The sequence below is a fragment of the Brevibacillus sp. genome (assembly GCF_003521185.1).
Classification (GTDB): Bacteria; Bacillota; Bacilli; order Brevibacillales; family Brevibacillaceae; genus Brevibacillus; species Brevibacillus parabrevis.
Map to the genome: position 1 here is coordinate 253,410 of NZ_DOTK01000049.1, position 22,777 is coordinate 276,186.

General features: G+C 53.0%; 20 protein-coding genes, 1 pseudogene and 1 riboswitch. Of the genes and pseudogenes, 6 read left to right on the forward strand and 15 right to left on the reverse strand.

The genetic code is table 11. The features are described 5' to 3' along the window. Nucleotides 1-54: 54 nt before the first annotated feature. The gene (locus DEP07_RS16415) at nt 55-750 is read left to right on the forward strand and encodes a hypothetical protein (protein ID WP_122962529.1); all 696 of its coding nucleotides are present in this window, start codon (nt 55-57) and stop codon (nt 748-750) included. Nucleotides 751-794: 44 nt separating this feature from the next. Here DEP07_RS16415 and DEP07_RS16420 read toward each other — a convergent pair whose 3' ends face one another. The 8 genes from DEP07_RS16420 to DEP07_RS16455 form a co-directional block, all read right to left on the reverse strand. Beyond that, nucleotides 795-1,637, reverse strand: coding sequence for an alpha/beta fold hydrolase (locus DEP07_RS16420; protein WP_287102741.1), 843 nt, complete (start codon nt 1,635-1,637; stop codon nt 795-797). A 14-nt stretch (nt 1,638-1,651) separates the two neighbouring features. Next, entirely contained in the window at nt 1,652-2,446 is a 795-nt protein-coding gene (locus DEP07_RS16425; protein WP_242773793.1) for an energy-coupling factor transporter transmembrane component T, read from the reverse strand. Next, complete coding sequence (locus DEP07_RS16430; protein WP_287102742.1) at nt 2,437-3,258, reverse strand: energy-coupling factor ABC transporter ATP-binding protein; 822 nt, start codon at nt 3,256-3,258, stop codon at nt 2,437-2,439. The genes DEP07_RS16425 and DEP07_RS16430 overlap by 10 nt, the downstream gene beginning before the upstream one ends. After that, complete coding sequence (locus DEP07_RS16435) at nt 3,255-4,097, reverse strand: energy-coupling factor ABC transporter ATP-binding protein (protein ID WP_287102743.1); 843 nt, start codon at nt 4,095-4,097, stop codon at nt 3,255-3,257. The genes DEP07_RS16430 and DEP07_RS16435 overlap by 4 nt, the downstream gene beginning before the upstream one ends. Then, nucleotides 4,094-4,699, reverse strand: a complete 606-nt coding sequence (locus tag DEP07_RS16440; RefSeq protein WP_122962525.1) for a QueT transporter family protein — start codon at nt 4,697-4,699, stop codon at nt 4,094-4,096. Before DEP07_RS16440 ends, DEP07_RS16435 begins: the two co-directional genes overlap by 4 nt. Nucleotides 4,700-4,885: 186 nt before the next feature. After that, entirely contained in the window at nt 4,886-6,220 is a 1,335-nt protein-coding gene (locus DEP07_RS16445; RefSeq protein WP_122962524.1) for an APC family permease, read from the reverse strand. A gap of 138 nt (nt 6,221-6,358) precedes the next feature. After that, a complete protein-coding gene (locus DEP07_RS16450) occupies nt 6,359-8,026 on the reverse strand; it encodes a glutamine--tRNA ligase/YqeY domain fusion protein (RefSeq protein WP_371736927.1) in 1,668 nt (555 codons plus the stop codon). An 84-nt stretch (nt 8,027-8,110) separates the two neighbouring features. After that, a complete protein-coding gene (locus tag DEP07_RS16455; RefSeq protein ID WP_122962522.1) occupies nt 8,111-8,728 on the reverse strand; it encodes an SET domain-containing protein in 618 nt (205 codons plus the stop codon). Between the two features lie 246 nt (nt 8,729-8,974). Next, nucleotides 8,975-9,063: riboswitch (cyclic di-GMP riboswitch) on the forward strand. 184 nt (nt 9,064-9,247) lie between these two features. Between DEP07_RS16455 and ggt the strand changes: the two genes are divergently transcribed. From ggt to DEP07_RS16470, 3 genes and pseudogenes are all read left to right on the forward strand, one after another. Next, complete coding sequence (gene ggt / locus DEP07_RS16460; RefSeq protein WP_217022091.1) at nt 9,248-10,966, forward strand: gamma-glutamyltransferase; 1,719 nt, start codon at nt 9,248-9,250, stop codon at nt 10,964-10,966. A 112-nt stretch (nt 10,967-11,078) separates the two neighbouring features. Then, nucleotides 11,079-13,067, forward strand: coding sequence for a methyl-accepting chemotaxis protein (locus DEP07_RS16465; protein WP_063228908.1), 1,989 nt, complete (start codon nt 11,079-11,081; stop codon nt 13,065-13,067). 292 nt (nt 13,068-13,359) lie between these two features. Continuing rightward, nucleotides 13,360-13,992: pseudogene (locus tag DEP07_RS16470) on the forward strand (MBL fold metallo-hydrolase); the annotation flags it as partial. 101 nt (nt 13,993-14,093) lie between these two features. Here the strand turns inward: DEP07_RS16470 and DEP07_RS16475 are convergent. From DEP07_RS16475 to DEP07_RS16505, 7 genes are read right to left on the reverse strand one after another with little or no spacing between them, the layout of a single operon-like run. Continuing rightward, nucleotides 14,094-14,813 (reverse strand): glycerophosphodiester phosphodiesterase, encoded by a 720-nt coding sequence (locus DEP07_RS16475; protein WP_173596334.1) that lies wholly within the window; start codon nt 14,811-14,813, stop codon nt 14,094-14,096. Between the two features lie 31 nt (nt 14,814-14,844). Then, a complete protein-coding gene (locus tag DEP07_RS16480; protein ID WP_122962518.1) occupies nt 14,845-16,176 on the reverse strand; it encodes an ABC transporter substrate-binding protein in 1,332 nt (443 codons plus the stop codon). A gap of 29 nt (nt 16,177-16,205) precedes the next feature. Further along, nucleotides 16,206-17,033, reverse strand: coding sequence for a carbohydrate ABC transporter permease (locus DEP07_RS16485; protein ID WP_122962517.1), 828 nt, complete (start codon nt 17,031-17,033; stop codon nt 16,206-16,208). 27 nt (nt 17,034-17,060) lie between these two features. Then, nucleotides 17,061-18,017: a carbohydrate ABC transporter permease gene (locus DEP07_RS16490; protein WP_173596333.1), complete on the reverse strand. Its 957-nt coding sequence runs from the start codon at nt 18,015-18,017 to the stop codon at nt 17,061-17,063. Then, a complete protein-coding gene (locus DEP07_RS16495; protein ID WP_173596332.1) occupies nt 18,017-19,084 on the reverse strand; it encodes an ABC transporter ATP-binding protein in 1,068 nt (355 codons plus the stop codon). The genes DEP07_RS16490 and DEP07_RS16495 overlap by 1 nt, the downstream gene beginning before the upstream one ends. 5 nt (nt 19,085-19,089) lie before the next feature. Beyond that, a complete protein-coding gene (locus DEP07_RS16500) occupies nt 19,090-19,752 on the reverse strand; it encodes an HAD family hydrolase (protein WP_173596331.1) in 663 nt (220 codons plus the stop codon). Beyond that, on the reverse strand, nt 19,730-20,329 hold the full coding sequence (locus DEP07_RS16505) for a glycerol-3-phosphate responsive antiterminator (RefSeq protein ID WP_122962514.1): 600 nt from the start codon (nt 20,327-20,329) through the stop codon (nt 19,730-19,732). The genes DEP07_RS16500 and DEP07_RS16505 overlap by 23 nt, the downstream gene beginning before the upstream one ends. Before the next feature lie 297 nt (nt 20,330-20,626). Here DEP07_RS16505 and DEP07_RS16510 point away from each other — a divergent pair, with 297 nt between their 5' ends. Both DEP07_RS16510 and DEP07_RS16515 read left to right on the forward strand, forming a co-directional pair. Next, nucleotides 20,627-22,384, forward strand: a complete 1,758-nt coding sequence (locus tag DEP07_RS16510; protein WP_173596330.1) for a SulP family inorganic anion transporter — start codon at nt 20,627-20,629, stop codon at nt 22,382-22,384. A gap of 24 nt (nt 22,385-22,408) precedes the next feature. After that, the gene (locus DEP07_RS16515) at nt 22,409-22,735 is read left to right on the forward strand and encodes an ArsR/SmtB family transcription factor (protein ID WP_122962512.1); all 327 of its coding nucleotides are present in this window, start codon (nt 22,409-22,411) and stop codon (nt 22,733-22,735) included. The last annotated feature ends 42 nt before the right edge of the window (nt 22,736-22,777 follow it).

The following is a 22,777-nucleotide window of genomic DNA, read 5'->3' on the forward strand; positions in this document are numbered from 1 at the left end:
CACATTCAAAGGATATGGTTACCAATACAGCAAGCATAATTTGGAGGGATACTGATGAAGCGCTTTGGAACATGGGCATGCAGAGCCGGAGTAGGCATTGCCCTGCTGCTCACCGCCTGTAACAACCAGGCCGCCCCGCAAGAGCCAGCCAGAACCCAAACTGTACACCCTGCTGGAATGGGCGAGACGGTCATTCCCAGCGTAGACCGGGACAAAAAGCTGACAACCAACTCTCATGGCACGACATTTAGCGGCATGGGCCACGATCTGTACAGTTCGATCGGAAGCTCGCATTTGCACAGCGGCGGCCCTTCGACCAAGCTGGAGGCGCAACTCGGCGCGGCAGGCGTCCACGGTGTACAAGCGCTAATCGTCGGCGATTGGGTTTTCCTCGCCCCAACCACTGCCAACCAAGCCTCCATCAACTCCATCGACCCGATGCAAGCCCACTTGCTCGGCAGCTATGCGGGCAGCAGCAGCCGAGGAAACGACACGCCGAGCGGGCTGGCTGGACAGCAGGCAAGAAACAACACGACAGGCGTGCTTGGCACCAGCGATCGCTCTGCCTTGTTTGCCCAGGCGCGCACCGTAGTAGAACGTTCGTATGGAACGGACGCGCAAGTCTGGACAGTCAGCTCGAAAAAAGGCATAGACGCATTGGAAAAAGTCAAAAAGCATTTGCGGGACAAAAAAGGGGACAACAAAATGGCGGACGAGCTGGACAAGCTGTTCCGCGAGGCAAAACGATAGACAAAAGTACAAAAAGAAAAGGGGCAAGCAGATGCTTGTCCCTTTTAGCGATGCAAAAACAGGTTGATTTCATTCACGGTTTCATCCGGATGCGTCACCATCAACAAATGCAAGGAATTGGCGATCGTCCTCACCTGCGCTTGCGGCACAGCGCTCCGGTATTTGGCGACCGCTTCCCGGAAGAAAGACCGCTGCGCTTCATCCGGCAAGTGATTTTCATCTGCCAGAAGCAACAGCACCGGACACGTCAGCTGCCGAAACAGCTCATCCAGATCATATGTCGCGTACTGATGAAAGTAGCTGTCAAACGCCTCCCGCGGCAAACGGTAGCCAAAGCCGCCGTCCTCCTTGCGCACAAGCTCTGTGCTCATCCAGCCTGCCGGAAGCTTCCTCCCACCATACCTTTTGGCAAATTGCCTTTCCGCTTCCTCTACCGTTTGAAACCGGGTTGATGACAAGCGCTCAACTGTAGGATCATGCTCAAAGCCCGGCATCGCTCCCAGGGAGTAGTAACCGCCATCGAGCAACACCAGCGAGGCAATCCGCTGCGGTTCGCGGACCGCGAGCATTTGCGCAGGCACGGCCGAAAACGAAGCCGCCACAATCGCCACTTGGCTCAGCCCTTCCTGCTCCAGCAGACAGGCCAAGTCATCGACGATCCGCTCAAAAGTAAACGGGCCGCGATCCGTAGAGTTGCCATGACCGCGCAAATCGACCGCCACCACCCGGTAATGCTTTGCCAGCTCGGGTAACAGCCAAGCAAACAGGTGCCGCGTATTGCGAATCGCATGCAGCAGCAAAAGCGCCGGAGCATCTGCATGGCCTGACACACTGTACTCTAGTCGCCCGGCTTCGACCTCTACATGTTTGACCTGCTCAACTTTCATGGCTTCCTCCCCTGTCAAATTCGTCCCGGAATGAGGACGCCAATATGCTCGGGATGCACCCGGGCGATGTAAAACAGCGAGGCAACCGCACAGACACCTGCCAACAGCATGACGACCTCCGCCTTTTTCCAGCGCTTGCTGCGGTAAAACCGATGCTGGCTGTTCCTGATCTGAAAGCCTTTGGCATCGAGCGCATTGGCGATCAGCTGCACGCGCTTCAGCGAACTGAAAATGAGCGGAACTAGCAAAAACCCGTATTTTTTGATGCGCTCAAAAACATTGCCTTCCACCGTCGACATCCCTCGCACCATTTGTGCTTCGCGGATTGTCGCCAGATCATTTTTCACCAGCGGAATAAAGCGGAAAATAAGCGACAGCAAGTAACTGACGGAAAACGGGACGCCAAGCCCGCGCAGGCCCATCGCAATCTCTCTCGGCGAAGTGGAGAGCAAATAGTACATCGACAAAAGCGCCACATTCGCCAGGCGCAGCCCCATTCCCAACGCCCAGAGCACGCCGATATCGGTTACTTGCAGCGGGTAATTGATCAATGGAACGCTGCCGCTCCAGTACGCTACGCCTACGTTCGTGAACGGCAGCCATGTAATCGCCGCGAAAACCGCGCCTACTCCGCCCACCAGCGCGTACGCTTTGACCATCGAGCGTTTCCACCCCAGCCTGGCGATCAGCACCAGATTGCACAGCCAGACCACAGCCAGCGCTCTCGGGTCTTGAAACAGAAACGGCAGCAGGCCAAGCAGAAGAAACATCAGCAAAACGAAGCTCGGATGGGCATGCTTCATCGCCATTGCCCACCTCCCGCGATTTTTTGAGTCATTTGCTGCAAAGTGAGCGGAAGCGGTCCTTTCATCCCCGCCGCTTCGCCAAACCGATAAACAGCGGGTGCCTCCACCTGCGCGGATGCCAAAATGTCAGGCGCAGCAAACACGCTTTGCGGATCGCCGTCACACACCAGACTTCCCCGATGCATGACCAGCACACGCTCGGCGTATTCCGCCACCAGACGCATGTCGTGTGTAATGACGATGATCGTGTGACCAGCTGCATGCAAGCGGCGGACAAGCTCCATCATTTCCAGCAGCCCCCGATAATCGAGTCCCGTAGTAGGCTCGTCCAGCACGATGACCTGGGGCTTCATCGCCAAAATCGAAGCAACGGCAATCTTTTGCCGCGTGCCTTTGCTGGAAAAGTAAGGCTCTGCCTCGCCCATTCCGCCTAATCCGACGGCTTCAAGCGCCTCGTTCACCGCTTGCTCGATCTTTTCCGCAGGCCAGCCCATATTTTTCGGACCAAAAGACACCTCTGCCGCTATCGTAGAGTGGAAAATTTGATGGTCAGGGTTTTGATAGCAATAGGCTACCGTGCGGGCCAGTTCGGCGGTCGACATCGTTTTCGTGTCGCAGCCGTTCACTTTTACGCTGCCTTTGCTCGGTTTGTACAAACCGTTGCAATGCTTGGCGAGCGTAGTTTTTCCCGAGCCGTTTCCCCCGATGATCGCGACGAACTCTCCTTGCCGAATCTGCAAGGATACTCCGTTCAATACCGGCTTTTCCCGGTCGTATCCGTACCAGACATCATCCAGTTCAATTACGCTGCTCACACGCTTCCCTCCCGAACAAGCTGTGCCTCTCTGTATCGCGCAGCCAGTTCCTCAACCGTAAGCGGCAACGGGCCAGCCGTTTCGACAAGCACGCCTTCGCGGCAAAGCAGATGGTAGAGGCGGATGACATCAGGGACAAAAATGCCGTGCTGATCGAGCACATCTGTCCGGGCAAAAAAGTCTCTTACAGGCAAGTTGAGCACAATCTGCCCTTTTGCCAGCAGCACCAGACGGTCGCAAAAAGTAGCCAGCTCCTCTGTCGCATGAGAGGATACGACGATGGTCATCTGACTTTCCTGCTTCAACCGTTGCAAGAGCGCGAATACTTCTCGCGCTCCCAATGGATCAAGCTCGGATGTCGGTTCGTCCAGAAGCAATACTTGCGGGCCATTCGTCAGGGCAGACGCGATTGCTACACGTTGCTTTTCTCCCCCTGACAATTCAAAAGGAGAGCGATCGGCAAACCCGGGAAGACCGACCAGTTGCAGCACTTCTGTAATTCTTTGCTCGATTTGCTCATCGGAGCAGCCGACATTTTCCAGCGAAAACGCAAGCTCTTCTTCAATCGTCAGCCCGATAAACTGTGTCTCCGGGTCTTGGAAGACAACGCCCTGCTGCCCTTGCGCCTGGCGTTTTCCCGCAAACTGGCCTGCGTAATTGGCCGGGATCAACCCCGCAAGCGCCAGCAAAAGCGTCGTCTTTCCCGCTGCCGCCGGGCCAACCACCCCGACTACTTCGCCCGGATACAAGCAAAGACTCACATCCGTAAGCGCCGGGGTCGGAGAATCTTCGTAGTGCCAATGTACCTCTTGCAGTTGCAACAGCGGTTCCTGAATCACTGGGCGATCCTGCTTTCAGGCCCGAGATAGCTGTATTCCTGCAACGGTCGTCCGCGATACAGACCGGAGCGCTTCACAAACGGGTACAGCAGCTTCAACAGGATCGGGCCGAGAATCGCCGTCGAGATCGCCTGGTTCAAAAACACAGTAGGAATAAACAGAGAGGCAATCGCCATCGGCGTCAGACCGAGCGCCACATTGACCAAAATCGCGCACGCCACAACAGCAGAGCTGATCAGAACGACGAACACAAAATATTGCAGGAAGCTGCGTTTGGTTTTAAGCGCCGGGTGACTCACCGTGAGAAAACCGATGAAGCCTCCCAAAAAGTTGGAGAAAAACCCGACCGCAACCGCATGTGGCGGTGCTCCCCCGGTCAACAGGTCGCTGACCATATTGCCAAAAGCAAGGCCAATGCAACCTGGCAAGCCGAACAGCATGCCGAAAACAGGCTGCAAGGCATTCGCCGGACGGATCGGTACGGAAGGAATGAGCTTGATATTAGCCAGCATGATAATGGCAACTGCATATAATGCCGCTGTAACGACAATCAGCACGTAATCGACTGTCGTCCATTGGCGGCGAAACAATGAAGTCTGCATCAAAGTGTACCTCCTTTATGTCAATTGCTAACGTTTGGAATATTGCCTGATGCCAGTTTACTCCACACCTTTTTTGGCGTCTACCAAAAAACCCGCTCCCGCACTTGTTATAGAAAAGTTGAATAAACAAAAGCCTCCCCATGCGCACTCGCAGCACAGGGAGGCTTTCTTCAAGCAAGTATCGTCCTATTCCTCAAACTTCATCAGTTCCAGTTTGGCCCCTTTGATTTTGACCAAATAAAGCAAATACACAAGCCCGACAAACGTCCACAAAAGTCCCAATATCATCGATTTCGCATGAAGACTGCCCCACAAAAATGCGAGAAAGGCTGTCCCGATCAGCGGAGCCAGAAAATACCCCCACCAATCCGTCGCACGCTTTTCTTGTTTTTGTCTCAGAAAGTAGGCAATGACGCTCAGATTGACGAAGCTGAACGCGATCAACGCTCCAAAATTAATAAAGGACGTAGCCGTCAGCAAATCGAGATACAAGGCAGCCAGCATCAGCGTTCCGACCAGCAGCACGTTAAGCAGCGGCGTCTTCAGTCTCGGGTGTATGTAGCCAAACCACTTTTTCGGCAAATAACCATCCCGGCCCATCGCGTACAACAGCCGCGTTACACTCGTCACCGATACCAGACCGGAGGCGAGCGTCGAAGACAAAGCCGCCGCCAAAAAAATCAACTGAAAGACGGAGCCTCCGATAAACAGGGCGATTTCTGCGGAAGCTGCTTCCGGGTCAGACAATACGGAAACATCGGGAAACAGCGATTGCATGAAATACGAAGCGGTAATGAACAACGCTCCCCCGGCCAGTGCAACCAGCAAAATTCCCCGGGGAATCGTCTTTTTCGCATCTACCGTCTCCTCTGTCAGCGTAGTGACGGCATCAAAGCCTAAAAAGGAAAAGCAGAGGATCGATGCGCCCGACAGCAGAGCGACTACCGACAAATCAGCAGAAAGGAACGGACGGACGTTCAGCACCTGGCCCAGCCCATCTCCATTGATCAAGCCACGGATAGCCAGTCCGGCGAACAAAATAACGACGGCGATCTGAAAAAGCACCAGAAACGAGTTGACGGATGCCGTTACTGTCACGCGAAATACGTTTAATAAAGTAATCAGGACAATAAACCCGATAATCCACCACGTGGTCGGCACATCGGGAAATACGGACGAAAGATACACACCCGTCAGCAAAGCGTTGATCATCGGCAAGAACAAATAATCGAGCAGCGAGGCCCACCCTACCAAAAACCCGGCATACGGATGAATCGTTTGCTGCGTGTAGGTATACGCTGTCCCGGCCGACGGGAAGACGCGGACCATTTTCCCGTAGCTCGCCGCGGTAAACAGGATCGCCAGCAAGGTCACTGCGTAAGCGGCAGGAACATGCCCCCCTGTTTCTTCGGCAACGATGCCAAACGTATCAAAAACGGCCATTGGAGCCATATAGCCAAGGCCAATGACGACGATATGCCACAACTTCAAGCTGCGTGTAAGCTCTGCACTCCCATTCACTGTCTGTCCTCCTTCTGTTACACGACACGAATAATTATACACGCGAATGGGAAAAGTTCCACCGTTTGCGCACCAAAAAACGCTGTTGCACACGGTTCCCCATGCCGCAACAGCGTTTGGTTTTCAGGCTTGATATGCTTACGCTTTTGGCAGTTCAAACGAGCTTTTCAGCGAAACGATCCGGTTGAAGACCAGTTTGTCCGCCGCTGTATGCTTCGGATCGACATTGAAGTATCCGTGACGGAAAAATTGGTATTTGTCCTGCGGCTGCGTTTCTTTCATGTTCGGCTCGACGAATCCGTTCAGCACTTCCAGCGAATTTGGATTGATGTTGTCCAGGAAGCTTCCTTCCGAATCTTCGTCATCCATAATCAGTGGCTCGTACAGGCGAAATTCAGCCGGAACTGCCTGAGAAGCTTCTACCCAGTGGATTGTTCCTTTTACCTTGCGGCCAGTAAAGCCGCTGCCGCTCTTGGTTTCAGGATCGTAGGTGCAATGCAGCTCGATGACGTTTCCGTCGGCGTCCTTCACCACATCGTTGCACTTGATGAAGTACGCGTGCTTCAGGCGAACCTCATTTCCCGGGAACAGGCGGAAATACTTGCTCGGCGGGTTTTCCATGAAATCGTCCTGCTCGATGTAGATTTCGCGGGAGAACGGAATTTGGCGATTGCCCATCTCCGGGTTCTCCGGGTTGATCTCGGCTTCGAGCATTTCTACCTGGCCTTCCGGGTAGTTCGTAATGACGACTTTGAGCGGATTCAAGACAGCCATGGTGCGCGGCGCCTTGAGCTTCAAGTCTTCGCGAATGAAATGCTCCAGCATTTTCGCGTCTACCGTGCTGTTGCTGCGCGCTACCCCGATCTCGCGGGCAAACGTGCGAATCGCTTCAGGGGTAAAACCGCGGCGACGGAAGCCGGCAATGGTCGGCATGCGCGGATCGTCCCAGCCATCTACCACTTTCTCGTCCACGAGCTGTTTCAGCTTGCGTTTGCTCATGACGGTGTTGGTCAGGTTCAAACGGGCAAACTCGTACTGGCGCGGAGTATTTTCCATCTCGCACTCGCTGATGACCCAATCGTACAGTGGACGATGGTCTTCAAATTCAAGTGAACAGAGCGAGTGGGTAACGCCTTCAATCGCATCTTCCAGCGGATGGGCGTAGTCGTACATCGGGTAGATGCACCATTTGTCGCCTGTGTTGTGATGGGTCGCATGAGAAATACGATAAATCACCGGATCGCGCATGTTGATGTTCGGAGAGCTCATATCGATTTTCGCACGCAACACTTTTTCCCCGTCCTTGAACTCGCCATTGCGCATGCGAGCAAACAGGTCGAGGTTTTCCTCCACAGAGCGGTTGCGGAACGGGCTGTCTACCCCTGGTTCTGTCAAAGTTCCGCGCAGCTTGCGCATTTCTTCGGCAGGCAAATCATCCACGTAGGCTTTGCCCTTTTGGATCAGCAACACCGCACGCTTGTACATTTCTTCAAAGTAATCCGATGCAAAAAACAGCCCGTCCCATTCAAAGCCGAGCCACTGTACATCTGTTTTGATTGCTTCCACGTACTCTGTGTCTTCTTTCACCGGATTGGTATCGTCAAAACGGAGGTGGGCCTTTCCTTTGAACTCGCTTGCCAGCTCAAAGTTGAGGCAGATGGCTTTTGCATGTCCAATATGAAGATACCCGTTCGGTTCCGGCGGAAAGCGGGTAATGACTTCCTTGACCTTGCCTTCTTGCAAGTCGTCAATCACGATATTGCGGATAAAATTGGATGACGCTACCTTGTTTTCCAATGAAATCAACCTTTCACTTCACCTTTACATTCCATAATACTGATTCTCTTCCCAGAGTTCAACAAAATCGGGCCGTTGTCCGGCCCGCTGTCTCTACCATTCCTGCTCTTTTTGCCATTGGGATTGCGGCTGGCAGTACAACGAAATGATAGAGTCGAGGGAACGACGCTGCTCGGTTATGCCGCGAATAATTTTCAAATGCTTGGGTCGAACCAGGTGGAGCAGCGGCTGTTCAACATGATTGAACCGGGCGAAAGCTTCAGCTGCAACCTCATCCCACTGCCGATAATAGCGCAGCAAGTCATCAGGCATCACCCGCGATCGATTCGTGCCCGGCTCCGGCAAGCAATCAAACGGTTCATCCAGATTCAGCGTACCGTAATCATCGGTCAGCTCTTCCCCCGGCAAAATGTCTCTGGCAGCCAGCTCCAAGTCGTACATCGTCGCCACGCAGGTCGCATGGAAGCTGTGGTTCACAAATCGGGCCTTATCCCAGCACAAGATGTATTTTCCAAACTGATTTTTGAAGGAATACTTCTGCACATCCTGCTTTCTCAATGGGTCCAGTTTTTCCACATATGCCGGGTCCAATACCTGATCCAGGTCATCCTGTGCCCAGACAATCGTGCCTTTCGGGATCAATTTTGTCGCAAAAACACCGTACCCGATTTCATCGTTGATATAGCGAAGCTCCGTATCGGGATGCATCATGGCCTTGATTCACTCCTTGGCAAATGTGCGTTTTTACCATCATAAGCAGTTCGGCCAATAGTGGTGTGTGAATGTCGGGAAAAACGCACAACTCCCTGTTCCTCCCTTTTTTTCTAGATTAAAAAAATTTTTCTTATTTACCCCAATCGACAAATAGTCTATATTATTGACAAACGGATGATTAGGAAAATTTTCCTGTAACAATTGAATCAGTTTTCTATTATCAACTGGATGCGTTACCCATTGATATCGAAACGGCAAACCCGGGGAAATCCGGCGACGCAAAGCTAGAGGGGCTACCTCCGCACAAGCGGGCATGCCAGCCAGCTACCGAAGTATTGGTGTAGGACAAGACCAATGATCCTATATCATTGGTCTTTTTTTGCGCAACAATTGTCTATTTTTGTCCATTTATGTATTTATGTGTAAAAATATTCATTTTCAGTTAAGGAGGTGAGGCTGCGAAAAGCTGTCGGATTGTTGGAATCGTTCATCAAACATACAAGGAGGCTTCATACGATGTCATTCTGGAAGAAACTTTCTACTGTCGCATTGACTACTGCAATCGGCCTGGCAACCCTGTCTCCGGTTCAAGCAGCTAATCGGCCAACATCAATGTCGCCAAACGCAATGGTAACAACACCACACTATCTGGCTACAGCAGCAGCCCTGAAAACATTGGAAGACGGCGGCAACGCTGTAGATGCCGCCATCACCGCCGCTTCTACTCTCGCCGTCGTCTACCCGCATTACACAACGATCGGCGGAGATAACTTCTGGCTCATCTACAACGCCAAGACCAAGGAACTGAAAGCGCTGAACGGCAGCGGACGAGCTGGCGAAAAAGCAACGATCGACTACTACAAAGGCAAAGGCTACGAAAAAATCCCTTCCCGCGGCTACGAGTCTGCCAATACGGTGCCAGGCGTTGTTTCCGGCTGGTGGGAAGCGTACAACTACGCGCACAAAAGCATGGGCAACAACAAGCTTCCGTGGCACAGGCTGCTCGAACCGGCGATCGGATACGCTGAAAATGGATATCCCGTCTCACCGAACCAGGTTTATTGGACAAAATACGCCATCGATCCGAACGATAACGATTTGAAAAACCTCCAGCGCTTTGAAGGGTTCCGCAAAACCTTCCTGAAGCCGAACGGAGAGCCGTATGCGCCTGGCGAAATCCTCAAGCAAAAGGACCTGGCCAAAACTTTGCAAATCATTGCGAAAAAAGGAGCAGACGGATTTTACAAAGGCGAAGTCGCCAAAAAAATCGTAGCGGATATGCAGAAAAACGGCGGGCTGCTCACCTTGAAAGACTTTGAAAAACACACCTCCACATGGGCAGAACCGATTACAGTCGACTACCGCGGCTACAAGGCTTACAACGTACCGCCCAACTCCCAGGGCATGGCTTCGCTCTCGATCTTGAACGTGTTGAACAACTTCGACCTCAAGAGCATGGGCGAAGGGACGCCGGACTACTACCACACGATTGTAGAAGCCACCAAGCAAGCTTTTGCCGACCGTGACAAATGGCTGACAGACCCTGCTTTCGTCGACATTCCGGTGGACGAGCTGTTGTCCAAGCAACACGGCAAAGATTTGGCAGCACGCATCGATATGAAGCAAGCGGCAAAAGCAGTAGAGCCGCTCGATCCAAAAGGGGACACTACTTGGTTTGGCGTCGTGGACAAGGACGGCAACGCCGTTTCGATCATCCAGAGCCACTATTTTGACTGGGGTTCCGGTATCGTAGCGAAAGACACTGGCGTCCTGTTGCAAAACCGTGGAAGCTACTTCTCTCTCGATCCGAAACACATTAACCACCTGGAGCCTGGAAAGCGCACCTTCCATACGATTAACCCTGCCATGCTCTTCAAAGGGGACAAGCCTTACCTGCTTTACGGAACACAAGGCGGCGAAGGACAGCCACAAACGCAAGCGGCTCTCGTAACGCGTATTGTCGACTTCGGTTTCAGCGTACAGGATGCGATCGAAGCTCCAAGATGGCTGCACGGACGCAACTGGGGCTCCGCCTCCAACAATTTGAAAGTCGAAAGCCGGATTCCACAGGAAGTGTTGGACGAACTCGTGAAGCGCGGACATCCGGTTGAAAAGCTGGAAGCAGCCTATACAGATGCGATGGGACAATCCGGCGCCATTTTGATCGATCCGCAAACGAACGTGAAGTTCGGCGGCGCAGACCCTCGCGGGGAAGGCGCGGCAATGGGATATTAACTGATGGTCAGGCTGCTGAATCTTCTCAGCAGTCTGGCTGTGTCTACTCTGTGCGGGCAGCGTTCCTTGCCTCGCGCAGTTGAATCAACCACCAATTAGGAGTGGAGAGCCTATGTCTTTTTTCAACAAACTCAGAAATAAAATGATCCTGTGGTTTCTTGCCGTAGCGGTCATCCCGCTTGCTGCCGTTTCCTTTTTTATTACAAACAGCTTTTCAACCATTTTGATCGATAAGCAAAAATCGTCTTATGTAGACCTGACTTCAAGTACAGCTATGGCTATGGACCAGTATCTCGATCGGCGCATGACGGAAATTCAGGTGCTGGCCCGCACCTCTGATATTCAATCTGCCGACGCGGCAGCCAAAAATGAGTTTATCCGCAAGTTTACCGAAGAAATGAAGCTGTACGATGGCAATACGTTTATTTCAAGCGACGGAAAAGTAACCGCTGACACCTTCCCGAAAAGCGTCGGGATCGACCTCGGCGAGCGGCAATTTTTCAAAGACGGCATGCAGGGCAAGCCCAGCTACTCCGATGTCCTCGTCGCCAAAACTACGGGCAATCGCTCGATCATTGTCGCTTCCCCTGTCAAAGGAAAAAACAATGAAGCGCTCGGCGTATTGACCGGACTTGTCAACGTGGATCATTTCGCAGCCACGTTTCTCGCAAATTTGAATGTAGGCAATGACGGCTATCCGATTCTGGTGGACAACAAGCATCAGGTGCAGTACCACCCCAACCAGGAGCTGATCGGAAAGCCGCTTGAGGAATCGGCCCTGCCCCAGCCTTTGCAGGACATCCTGAAAACAGGCGCTGCGGAAAAAGGCTCATACAGCTACACGGATCAAGGCAAGGAGTATGTCGTCACTTACTCTCCGATCCCCAAAACCAACTTTGGCCTGTACTTGCATATTCCTGTTGAATCGATCACCGCTGGCGTCTCTGCTGTCAGCAACAACGTCATGCTGATCGTCTTTGCCGTAGTCGCAGCGGTCATCGCCATCGCCTATGCGATCTCCCGGCAAATCACCCGCCCGATCGTCGAGGTTGCCGCTGTAGCAAACCGGATTTCCGAGGGGGAGCTTACCGTATCCGCCTTGCAAATTCGCTCGCAGGATGAAGTCGGTCAACTTTCTCAATCGGTCAATGCCATGGTCCACAACCTGCGCACGATCATTCAGCAGGTCAATGATACGGCTACTGATCTGGCCTCTTCCGCAGAGGAGTTGTCGGTCAACGCCGAGCATACCAGCAAGGCAACGGAGCAGATCGCCATTACGATCCAGGAAGTCGCGTACGGCGCCGAGAAGCAGGTAAGAAGCGTGGAAGACAGCGTGAACGCCATGCAGGTAGTATCACAGGGCGCGGAAAAAGTCGCCACCAACGCACAGCACGCGGACGAATCCGCATTGAGCGCCTCCCGCATCGCCGTGGAAGGCAATCAAGCTTTGCAAGTCGTGATCAGCCAGATGCAATCGATCGAAAATACGGTCAGCAACATCGCAGACATCGTGAAGCGCTTGGGGAACAGCTCGCAGGAAATCGGACAAATCGTCCAGGTCATTACCGCTATTGCCGAGCAAACCAATCTGCTTGCCTTGAACGCTGCAATCGAAGCCGCCAGAGCAGGCGAGCAAGGACGCGGGTTTGCTGTTGTGGCAGACGAAGTACGCAAATTGGCCGAGCAGTCTGCCCAATCTGCCCAGCAAATCAAAGAACTGATTACGGCGATTCAGGTTGAATCGAATCAAGCCGTCTTGTCGATGGAACAAGGAACAAACGAAGTTGCGATCGGACTGACAGTAGTGAACAATGCTGGCAAGTCTTTCGAGCAAATCCAGGATGCTGTCGCACAAGTCGCCAGCCAAATCCAGGAAGTGAAGACGTATTCCGAGCAAATGTCGGCTGGAACCCAGAAGGTAGTAGAGTTGGTCAGCGGCATTGAGGAAGTCGCCGAAAATTCGGCAGACGGAACGCAAAGCGTTTCTGCCGCCACAGAAGAACAGCTGGCTGCCATGGAAGAAGTGAACTCCTCCGCTGCTTCCCTGGCCCGTATCGCCGAAGAGCTGCAGTCTCACGTAAGCCGCTTCAAAATATAGCGAGGCAATCAAAAAACCGCCGGGCAGCAGCATCCGGCGGTTTTTCTTGCTTCAAAGCGATCAACAAAATCTATGAGCTGCCACTGGTAGCGATAGCGGAGCAAGCTAATAAAAGCACACTCGCGCTTGCGCTTCCACTTTATTCCTGCAATGATGATAGCAGAAAGCTATTCTTATCGCGAAAGGCGGGGAAACGATGAGTTCTTCCGGTCCTATCTCTACTCCTTACTTTTCTTTGCAGCCTGTTGCAGAAGGCGTGTACGCCGCTATTGCTGTCCGTGGCACCGGAGCAATGGCTAATGCCGGAATCATTGATTTAGGCGATCAGGTAGTCGTCTTTGACTCCATGTACACGCCACAGGCAGGCCAAGCATTGCACGATGCGGCTGTCCAGCTATTCGGAAAACCCGTCACGCTTCTGATCAACTCTCATTTTCATCTGGACCACACTGGCGGCAATCAGGCATTTCCAGGTGTTCCGATTCTCTCCACCGCCAAAACGCGTTCGCTCACCTATGAGCGCACGACCCAATTTTTGACCTTTGCCAAAGCGCACCCTGATTATCCGCTGACGGTCAAACAAGCTTTGGAACAAGAAACGGACGCTAAAAAGCGGCAAGAAAAAGAATATGAGTTGGGCGAGCTGCTCGCGATGGATGCTGCCCTTCCGATACTGGTTCCCACTCTCGCTACCTTGACCTTTCACGATTCGATTACATTGCACGGCAGCAAGCGCTCTGCTGTCCTGCGTTCGCTGGGAAACGGGCACAGTCCCTGTGATTCCGCCCTTTTCCTTCCCGATGACGACATCCTGTTTGCCGGAGATTTGCTGTTCGCAGGCGCACATCCAAGCATCATGACCGGGAATGTTCCGGAGTGGATCAGCATTTTGGATGCTCTCCTGCAAGACTGCCCAGCGCTGATTGTACCCGGACATGGCCCGGTAGCAGACAAGCAGGCTGTACCCCCTTTTCTCATGCCAAAAGCCGCCGGATATGTCTCCGACGGCTTTTCCTTTTGCCTAGCTTACACAAATTCCAGCATCCGGTCAGGATGGTTGGTGCAAATTTGTACATCAGGATGCCAGGACATGACCTCACGAATGTGCGCAGGCTCATCCAGCGTCCAGGCAATCACCTTGAAGCCTTTTTCGATGGCGGCTACGGCAAGCTCTTTGTTCAGGAAAGGGTAACCCATGGACAAAATGCTGGCACCTGCCTCCTCCAGTTGCTCCAGCATGAGCACAGGACGGCCGTAGACGATCAGTCCCGTCTCGATTTGCTGATCGAGAGTGCGAACATGACGAATCAGCTCATGGTCAAACGACGTCAAGCAAACTTCCTGCTTCATCCCGTACTGTTCGAGCAGCGCGAGCACTTTTTCGGCAATGCCGGGGTACATGTCGCTCGTCGCCTTCAACTCGATGTTCAGCCTGCAGCGGCCCTTGACCGCAATCAGCGCTTCCTCCAGCGTCGGGATTTTTTCGCCTGCAAACTTTTCGTCGAGCCATTTGCCCGCATCGAGCTGGCGAAGCTCCTCCAATGTGTGGTCCTTGACCAGACCGCTTCCGTTCGTCGTGCGCTCCAGCGTAAAGTCGTGGATCAGCACGGGAACGCCATCGGAAGACAGCTGTACGTCAATCTCCATTGCCTGTATAGCCGGCTCTGCCAACGCCAGTCGAATTGCCGTCATCGTATTTTCCGGGGCTTTGCCTGACCATCCTCGATGCGCCATACATATATTCATGTCGCAAACTCCTCTCTTGTTTGTGCCGCCTTTATTTTTTCAGCAGCTTGCTGCCTTTGTCCGTCGCATTTTGCAGCGCTTCATCAATGGTCGCCTGTCCAAGCATCGCACGTTGCAGCTCTTTTTGAATGACATCCTGCAATTCTTTGTAACCAGGTGCCATTGGGCGCGGGTAACCGTATTGCAGCTGGTCTACTGCTACTTTGAAGTTCGGATCTTTTTCATAAAATGCCTTCATCTCAGGTGAATCTACGGCAGCGGTCGTCACAGGCATGTAGCCGGATGCGATGGACCATGGTACGGTTTGCTCTGTATCGGTCATCCACTTCATAAATTCCCATGCCGCTTTCTTTTCGGCATCAGAAGACTTCGCCAGCATGACCAGGTTTGCTCCGCCCGTTGGCGTACCGAAGTTTTTGTTTGCTGGCAGGAAGGCTGCTCCCATGTCAAATTTGGCATTTTTCTTCAATTCCGTCAAGGAACCTGTCGTCGTGAAAATCATGCCCACTTTTTGATTGAGGAAATCTTGCTCGGCGACATCCCACGCATTGTAGTTTTCGCCTGGAGGGTTTTTCATCAAGCCTTCCTTGACCATTTTCGTCCAAAGTTCAAGCGGCGCTTTGCCTGACTCGTTGTTCAAGGTCAGCTCCTTGCCGTCTTCGCTCAAAATGTTGCCTCCGCTCTGGAAGACGAGCGCTTCGTAGAACCAAATATCAACAGGAGTCGAGAAGCCGTAGCGCGTGACTTTGTCGCCTTCTTTTTTCACCAGCTTTTGCGAGTAGCTGATCAGCTCATCCCAGGATTTCGGCCCGTTCGGATCGAGACCCGCTGCTTTCAGCATGTCGCGGTTGATGTACAGAAGCGGCGTGGAGCGGTTGAACGGCACGGCGTACAGTTTGTCTTTCCAGTAAGAGTTTTTCATCAGGCCGGGAATGTACTTTTTCTCATCGCCTTGCGAGTACGGAGTCAAATCTTCCAGCACTTTCGCATCAGCAAAGGCAGCGATCGAAGCGATCTCTACCATCGTTACATCAGGGTTGTTTCCGGCGGCAACCGAAGCCAGAACTTTGGAGTGGTTATCCTGATACGCGCCCTGGTACGCCGCTTTTACCTTAATATCTTTATGTGACTCGTTGAACTTTTTGACCATATCCTCAATCGTCTTGCCGCGAACACCGCCGAGCGCATACCAGAAATCGATCTCGACAGGCCCGTTGCTTGCTGCTGTTTCCGTTGCCGGCTTCGTTGTGTTTCCTGTGCTTGCAGCCTGTTCCTTGCCTGTAGAACCGCACCCGGCAAGCACTCCTGACAAACCTAGAGCTAGTGCACATAGAATCGTTCCTGTCTTTTTCATCGCCTTCATGATTTGGTTTCCTCCCACATGGTTATCTATTATTTGGATTGATAGACAAACGCTTTGATAATGTGGCGCTGGGCCACGAAGAAAATAACGAGAATCGGCAGGATGAGGATCATGTTCCCCGCCATCATGACGTTCCAGAGAGTGCCTCCGTCCGACATGCGCAAGCTGGAAATCCCGACAGGCAATGTGCGTACTTCGTCGCTGTTGGTCATGATCAGCGGCCAAAAGTAGTCATTCCAGTGATAAATAAAGCTGAAAAGTCCAAATGTGACCAGCACTGGCTTCGCCATCGGCACCATGATCGTCCACATGATTTTCCACTCTGACGCATTATCCAGTCGCGCTGCTTCAATGACTTCGTCCGGCACCTGCATGAACGCCTGGCGAAGCAGGAATATCCCGAATGCGCTGGCCGCGTACGGCAGAATCAGCGACCAGAGCGTATTGACCAGCCCCCAGCCGCTCAGCTGCACGTAGATCGGCAAAAAGATAATGTATCCCGGAATCATCAAGGCAACCAGCACAAGCCCAAACAGCAGGTTGCGGCCGGGAAACTGGTAGCGGGCAAAAGCGTACGCCGCAGGTACGGCGGTCAAAAACTGCAAGATCAAGATCGCCACGGCAACTACAATGCTGTTCACCGTAAACATCAAGAACGGCCCTGACTCCCAGGCCTGGACAAAATTGCCCCACTCCCACGTCTCAGGCAACAAGGTCGGCGGAAACTGTCTGACTTCCGACATGTCCTTGAACGCTGTGGAAGCCATCCACAAAAAAGGAAAGACGAACAGCAGCGCCACAACCAACAGCCCGGCCCATTCCACTGTTTTCAAAGAAATTGCACCCACTCGTTTCATGTTGCTCCTCCTTTCTTTCGGGAATCGTCATCGGTAGTGGACGCGTTTGGACATGAACAGGAAGTACAACGCAGTCAAAACTCCTACGATGAGCAAAAGAATGACAGAAGCGGCAGCAGCAAATCCCCCGTTGTAGTAGTCCATTCCTTGCTCATAAATGTAGTAGACCAGCATGTTGCTGCTGTTGATCGGCCCGCCTTGGGTCATGATGGCAATCGTATCGAAAGCATGGGACGACGAAATCATGTTGATGATGAACAAAAAGAACATGGTGGGCGACAGCATCGGTATGGTAATGCGGGTCAAAGTCCGCCACCACGGCGAACGATCGAGGGCGGCCGCTTCGTAAATATCCCCTGGAATGCTTTGCAGCCCGGCAATGAAAATCAGCGTGTTGTAGCCCACGCCTTTCCAGACGTTCACGAGGATCAGCGACAACAGCGCACTGCTCGGGTCTGTCAGCCACGTGTAGCCTGGCAGCCCGACCGCTTCGAGTACAGCGTTCAATAGCCCGAATTGCGGGTCCATCAGCCACATCCACAACATGGAGACAGAAACAAACGAAATAATGTGCGGACTGAATACGGTAGCTTGGATGATCCCGTACATTTTCGCCTTTTTGTTGAGCCAGAGAGCGAGCAAAAAGGAGATTCCCAAACTGATGCCCACGGTTGCAAAAGTGAAAACGAGCGTATTTGTCAGCACCTGCTGAAATTCCTGGTCAGCAACCAGCTCTGTGTAATTTTGCAGCCCGACCCATTCCATTGCTTCCAGATTAATCAGCGACCAGTCTTGAAAGCTCAAATAAATGATCGAACCAATCGGGTAAAAAAAGAACAAAATGAAGCAGATCATGGCAGGTGTCAAATACAAGTACGGGCGAAGACGCGTCATCATATCCGGGCGAGATGTTGGCCTGGAAGCTGCTTGTGCCCGCACCTGGCCGGTATCCGGCAGCTCGTGGGCAGTTGCCGCCTTTCGCATCAGTTCACCCCTCCTGCAAGTGCGGATACTTGACCTCGTTCAGCCAGTCGACCCACTTTTTTTCCGCTCACGCGATCAAAGATGTACACATGCGGCTTTGCAACCGTTACGGTAACGTTTGAACCATACTGTCCAATTTCCTCGGTTTCCGTTTTGACGATGACTCTGCCTTTTTCCGTCTCCACGTAGAACAGCGTGTCCGAGCCGAGTATTTCCCGTGAGACGATTTGCCCTTTTGCCGTCCACATCTCTTCCGCAGAAACCGGAGAGACGGAGGCTGGCAACAACACGGCCTTTTCCGGGCGGAATCCCCACAACTGGTCACTTCTGCCCTCTGCCGGCACAATGTTCATCGGGGGAGAACCGATAAACTGGGCGACGAACAGATTTTCCGGCTCCTGGTACAAGTCCATCGGTGCCGCGACCTGCATGATGTTGCCGTCGCTCATCACGACGATCTGATCGCCCATCGTCATCGCTTCCACCTGGTCGTGCGTCACGTAAATAAACGTGCTGCCCAGTTGCTTGTGCAAACTCGTCAGCTCCACGCGCATCTGGTTCCGCAGCTTCGCGTCCAGGTTGGAGAGCGGCTCGTCCATGAGGAACACCTTTGGCTTTTTCACCATGGCCCGCGCCAGGGCGACACGCTGGCGCTGACCGCCGGAGAGCTGGGAAGGCTTTCTTTTAAGAAAGTCCGCCAAGCCGACAATCTCGGCAATTTCCTTCACCAGCACGTCGCAGTCTTTTTTCGACGTTCCCCGGTTTCTCAAGCCGTAGGCGATGTTGTCGTAGACGTTCATCGTCGGATAGAGCGCGTAGTTTTGGAACACCATGGCAACATCGCGCTTTCCCGGAGGCAGAGCGTTCACAGACTGGCTCCCGATGAAAATTTCCCCGTCTGTAGCCGTTTCCAGACCGGCAATCATCCGCAAGGTCGTCGATTTTCCGCACCCGGACGGGCCAACCAGCACCGTAAAGGAGCCGTCGGGAATCACGAGATTAAGCCCCTTGACCACTTTCTGGTTCTGAAACGTTTTTGTTATCTGTTGCAGCACCACTCTTGCCATCTTTTTCATCTTCCTCCTTGCGCCTTGGCAGCCATCATGTCGGTGACAAACGATTCGAAATCGGCGTAGCGGTAATCAGGCGTGGCATAGAGCCACTCTTCCTGCCCGTACCACTCCAGCACCACGGACGAGACGCCACCCGCGACTGCCGCGAGCACATCGTAGCGGCTATCGCCGACCATCATCGCCTGCTCGGGACGACTGCCCATACTGGCGAGCGCTTTGCATACAGGCTCGGCTGACGGTTTTCCTTTGGCGACATCGTCCACGGCCACTACGACTTCGAACAGCTTGTCGATCCCCGCCTGCTTCAGTCCGGCCAGCGCAAATTCCCGCTGCTTGTTGGTGACCACCGCCAGCTGATAGCCTGCCTGCTTTAATTTTTCCAGCCCTTCTTTCACATAAGGAAACAGCCGAACATGTCGGGCGTGGTTCTCACGCACGTAGGCAAAATACTTTTCCAGCACTTCTTGCTTGTCGGGCACGCCTGCCGCTTGTGCGACAGCTGCCAAAAAATCGTCGAACGACTCGCCAAAACGCGCGAGCAGCTCTTCCCGGCTGAAGTGACCCGGTGCGTACTCTTCTGCTGTATAGGCGACTGCATCGATGACTGCATCCCGGCTGTCCAGCAGGGTCCCATCCAGATCAAACAGCAACGCTTGAATCATGCAAAAAACTCTCCTTCCACAAAAGGGGGTTACCGACTGACACAGCAGTCGCTCCATGCTGCAATACTTCCTCCATCTGCTCCCGCTTGCGGATCAAACCACCAGCGATGATTGGAATATCAATCACGCGCTTGTACTCTTCGATATACTCTGGCAGCAGTGCCGGCATCAGCTCGACGGCGTCAGGCTGGGTTTCAGCGAGAGACGACAGCCCGGATTTGAGCGAGTCGCTGTCTACGAGGAACAGGCGCTGGATTGTCAGCAAGCCTTGCTTTTTCGCCAGCTTGACCAGCGTGTTGCGCGTGGTCACAATCCCGTCCGGCTTCACGTAATGCGCCAAAAAGGCGATGCCTTCCCGGTCGTAGCTGATTCCCCCGATTCTTTCGAGGTGAAGGAACACCGGAATCTTTCTGTTTTTGAAAAAGTCTACATAGCCTTTGATGACCCCGATGTTGCCGATGGAGAGCACGGCGGCGCTCACATTGGCCTCTGCCGCTTTTTCCAGGTACTTCGCCTCTTTTACAGAAGCAATCAGCTTGTACTCTTCCAACCTGCCGTGAAACTGCTCCTGATTCATTCGTAAGCCTCCTTTGCGAACGACAAAAAAACCCAACGACATGACAATTGCACAAGCATACTTGAGGAAAGTGCTTGGAAAGGCTGTCGGGGGTTTCTCCATGACTCCAACCGAAGGGGAATGTTCACTTGTCATTTTGAATGGTACTCCTTCAGCGTTAAGACAACTTGAAGCAATTGTTAAAAAAGGGCAAAGATCGTGTAAGGATGCAATTGACGAGAATCATGCAACGGGAGTATGATCCATCTATATTCAAATAATCAAATATTCGAATATACGAAAAGAAGGGTTGCTACCATGAAGTGGGCCGCTAGATTTGAGGGCTACAATACGCAAGCATTCAGAAAAGACTGCGTGTCAGGATTAATCGTAGGCATTATCGCTATTCCGCTCGGCATGGCGTTCGCCATCGCTTCCGGTGTCAAACCGGAGTACGGGATTTACACCACCATCATCGCAGGGACGCTCATCTCGCTGTTCGGCGGTTCCCGCTATCAGATTGGCGGGCCGACTGGCGCCTTTATCCCGATCCTGTTCGCCATCGTCATGCAGTACGGCTACGCGGATTTGCTGCTCGCGGGCTTGATGGCGGGGATTATGCTCGTCCTGATGGGCGTTTTGCGGCTGGGCGGACTGATCAAATTCATTCCTCGCCCGGTCACGATCGGGTTTACAGCAGGGATTGCCGTCATTATTTTTACCGGGCAGATCGCCAATTTCCTCGGTCTATCGGACATACAACGGCACGAGGATTTTTTGTCCAACATGAAAGAAGTCGTCGTCCACCTGCATACAACCAGCTTCTACAGCCTGGCAACCGCCTGCCTCAGTCTGGCGATTATATTGATTACACCGCGTTTTGTGCGCAATGTGCCTGGCTCGCTCGTCGGTCTGGTCATCTCCAGCGTCATTGCCTTTTTCTTTTTCGAAGGAAAGGTCGCGACGATCGGCTCGACCTTCGGCGAAATTCCGAGCACACTACCTGGCTTCCATTTTCCCGAAATCACGCTGGAGCGCGTCCAAAAATTACTGAGTCCTGCCCTAATCATTGCTATACTAGGAGCAATAGAGTCTTTACTGTCTGCTGTCGTAGCTGATGGCATGACCCGCAGTCGCCACAACAGCAACAAGGAATTGATCGGGCAAGGCATTGCCAACATCGTGACGCCGCTTTTCGGCGGGATTCCCGCTACGGGCGCGATTGCCCGGACCGCGACCAATATTCGCAGCGGCGCTGCCTCGCCCATGTCCGGCATCATCCACGGGATGGTCGTACTGCTCATCCTCGTGCTGCTGGCGCCTTACGCCTCGCACATTCCACTGGCGAGCATGGCTCCGATCTTGATGCTGGTCGCCTGGAACATGAGTGAGCGCAAGGAATTTGCCCACATCCTCAAAGCAAAAACAAGCGATTCGCTCGTGCTTGTGATTACGTTTGTTTTGACCGTCTTCACCAATCTGACTACCGCTGTCGAGGTAGGACTGGTGCTTGCTGTGCTGCTGTTTATCAAAAGGATGCGCGACAGCCTGCAAGTCGCCAAAGTGCTGCCCGACCCTTCTTTGAAGCACGAAAAAGTCATGCCGCATATGGTGTCGTCCCAGCACGATTGCCCGCAAATCAACATCTACACGATTGAAGGGCCGCTGTTTTTCGGGGACGCCGACTTGTTTGAAAGCTCGCTTGCCAACACGTTGCAGCACCGCCCCAAGGTCTTGTTGCTGCGCATGGGCAAAGTGCCATTTTTGGACATGACAGGCGAAGCCAATTTGTCCCGGACGGTAAAGCAAGCCATGAGTCAGGGAACGACCGTGCTGATCTCGGGCATTCAACCTGCTCCCAAACAAATTTTGCAGCGCACGGGTCTGTATGCAAGCATCGGGGAAACGCACTTTTTCGACCACACCGGAGAGGCAATCGAATATGCGCTTCATCGGTTGGATACGAGCAAATGCCTGGGCTGCAAGCACTTTGCGTTCCGGGAATGCACGAGCCTGTCCGACACCCGCATACAACAGAGCTGCGCCCAACAACAAACATCCACTACGTCCACATGACGAAAAGATCGGAGGAACCTGCTATTGAATTTGGAGCTACAGCAATTTAAAGCGAACTTCTTCAAAGCGCTGGGCCATCCCCTGCGGATTCGGATTCTGGAGCTTTTGGCGGAGGGAGACAAAAACGTGAACGAGCTGCAAACGCTGATCGGCAGTGAAGGCTCGGCCGTTTCCCAGCAGCTGGCCATTTTGCGCAACAACAATATCGTGTACGGAACAAAAGACGGCAACAAAGTCACTTATTCTTTGCGCGACCCGATGATTATCGAGCTTTTGGGCGTCGCCCGGCAAATTTTCAACAACCACCTGATCGATACGATCTCGATGCTGGATCGCTTCAACGAAGAATAGCTTTTCACTCCGGAAAAGCTCCAATCGAGTAGGAGGGGGCGA

Bases quoted from the DNA above. Each gene is read 5' to 3' on its own strand.
- DEP07_RS16415 (WP_122962529.1), top strand. From the start codon at position 55: ATGAAGCGCTTTGGAACATGGGCATGCAGAGCCGGAGTAGGCATTGCC.
- DEP07_RS16420 (WP_287102741.1), bottom strand. From the start codon at position 1,637: ATGAAAGTTGAGCAGGTCAAACATGTAGAGGTCGAAGCCGGGCGACTA.
- DEP07_RS16425 (WP_242773793.1), bottom strand. From the start codon at position 2,446: ATGGCGATGAAGCATGCCCATCCGAGCTTCGTTTTGCTGATGTTTCTT.
- DEP07_RS16440 (WP_122962525.1), bottom strand. From the start codon at position 4,699: ATGCAGACTTCATTGTTTCGCCGCCAATGGACGACAGTCGATTACGTG.
- DEP07_RS16455 (WP_122962522.1), bottom strand. From the start codon at position 8,728: ATGATGCATCCCGATACGGAGCTTCGCTATATCAACGATGAAATCGGG.
- ggt (WP_217022091.1), top strand. From the start codon at position 9,248: ATGTCATTCTGGAAGAAACTTTCTACTGTCGCATTGACTACTGCAATC.
- DEP07_RS16465 (WP_063228908.1), top strand. From the start codon at position 11,079: ATGTCTTTTTTCAACAAACTCAGAAATAAAATGATCCTGTGGTTTCTT.
- DEP07_RS16475 (WP_173596334.1), bottom strand. From the start codon at position 14,813: ATGAATATATGTATGGCGCATCGAGGATGGTCAGGCAAAGCCCCGGAA.
- DEP07_RS16480 (WP_122962518.1), bottom strand. From the start codon at position 16,176: ATGAAGGCGATGAAAAAGACAGGAACGATTCTATGTGCACTAGCTCTA.
- DEP07_RS16485 (WP_122962517.1), bottom strand. From the start codon at position 17,033: ATGAAACGAGTGGGTGCAATTTCTTTGAAAACAGTGGAATGGGCCGGG.
- DEP07_RS16490 (WP_173596333.1), bottom strand. From the start codon at position 18,017: ATGCGAAAGGCGGCAACTGCCCACGAGCTGCCGGATACCGGCCAGGTG.
- DEP07_RS16495 (WP_173596332.1), bottom strand. From the start codon at position 19,084: ATGGCAAGAGTGGTGCTGCAACAGATAACAAAAACGTTTCAGAACCAG.
- DEP07_RS16500 (WP_173596331.1), bottom strand. From the start codon at position 19,752: ATGATTCAAGCGTTGCTGTTTGATCTGGATGGGACCCTGCTGGACAGC.
- DEP07_RS16505 (WP_122962514.1), bottom strand. From the start codon at position 20,329: ATGAATCAGGAGCAGTTTCACGGCAGGTTGGAAGAGTACAAGCTGATT.
- DEP07_RS16510 (WP_173596330.1), top strand. From the start codon at position 20,627: ATGAAGTGGGCCGCTAGATTTGAGGGCTACAATACGCAAGCATTCAGA.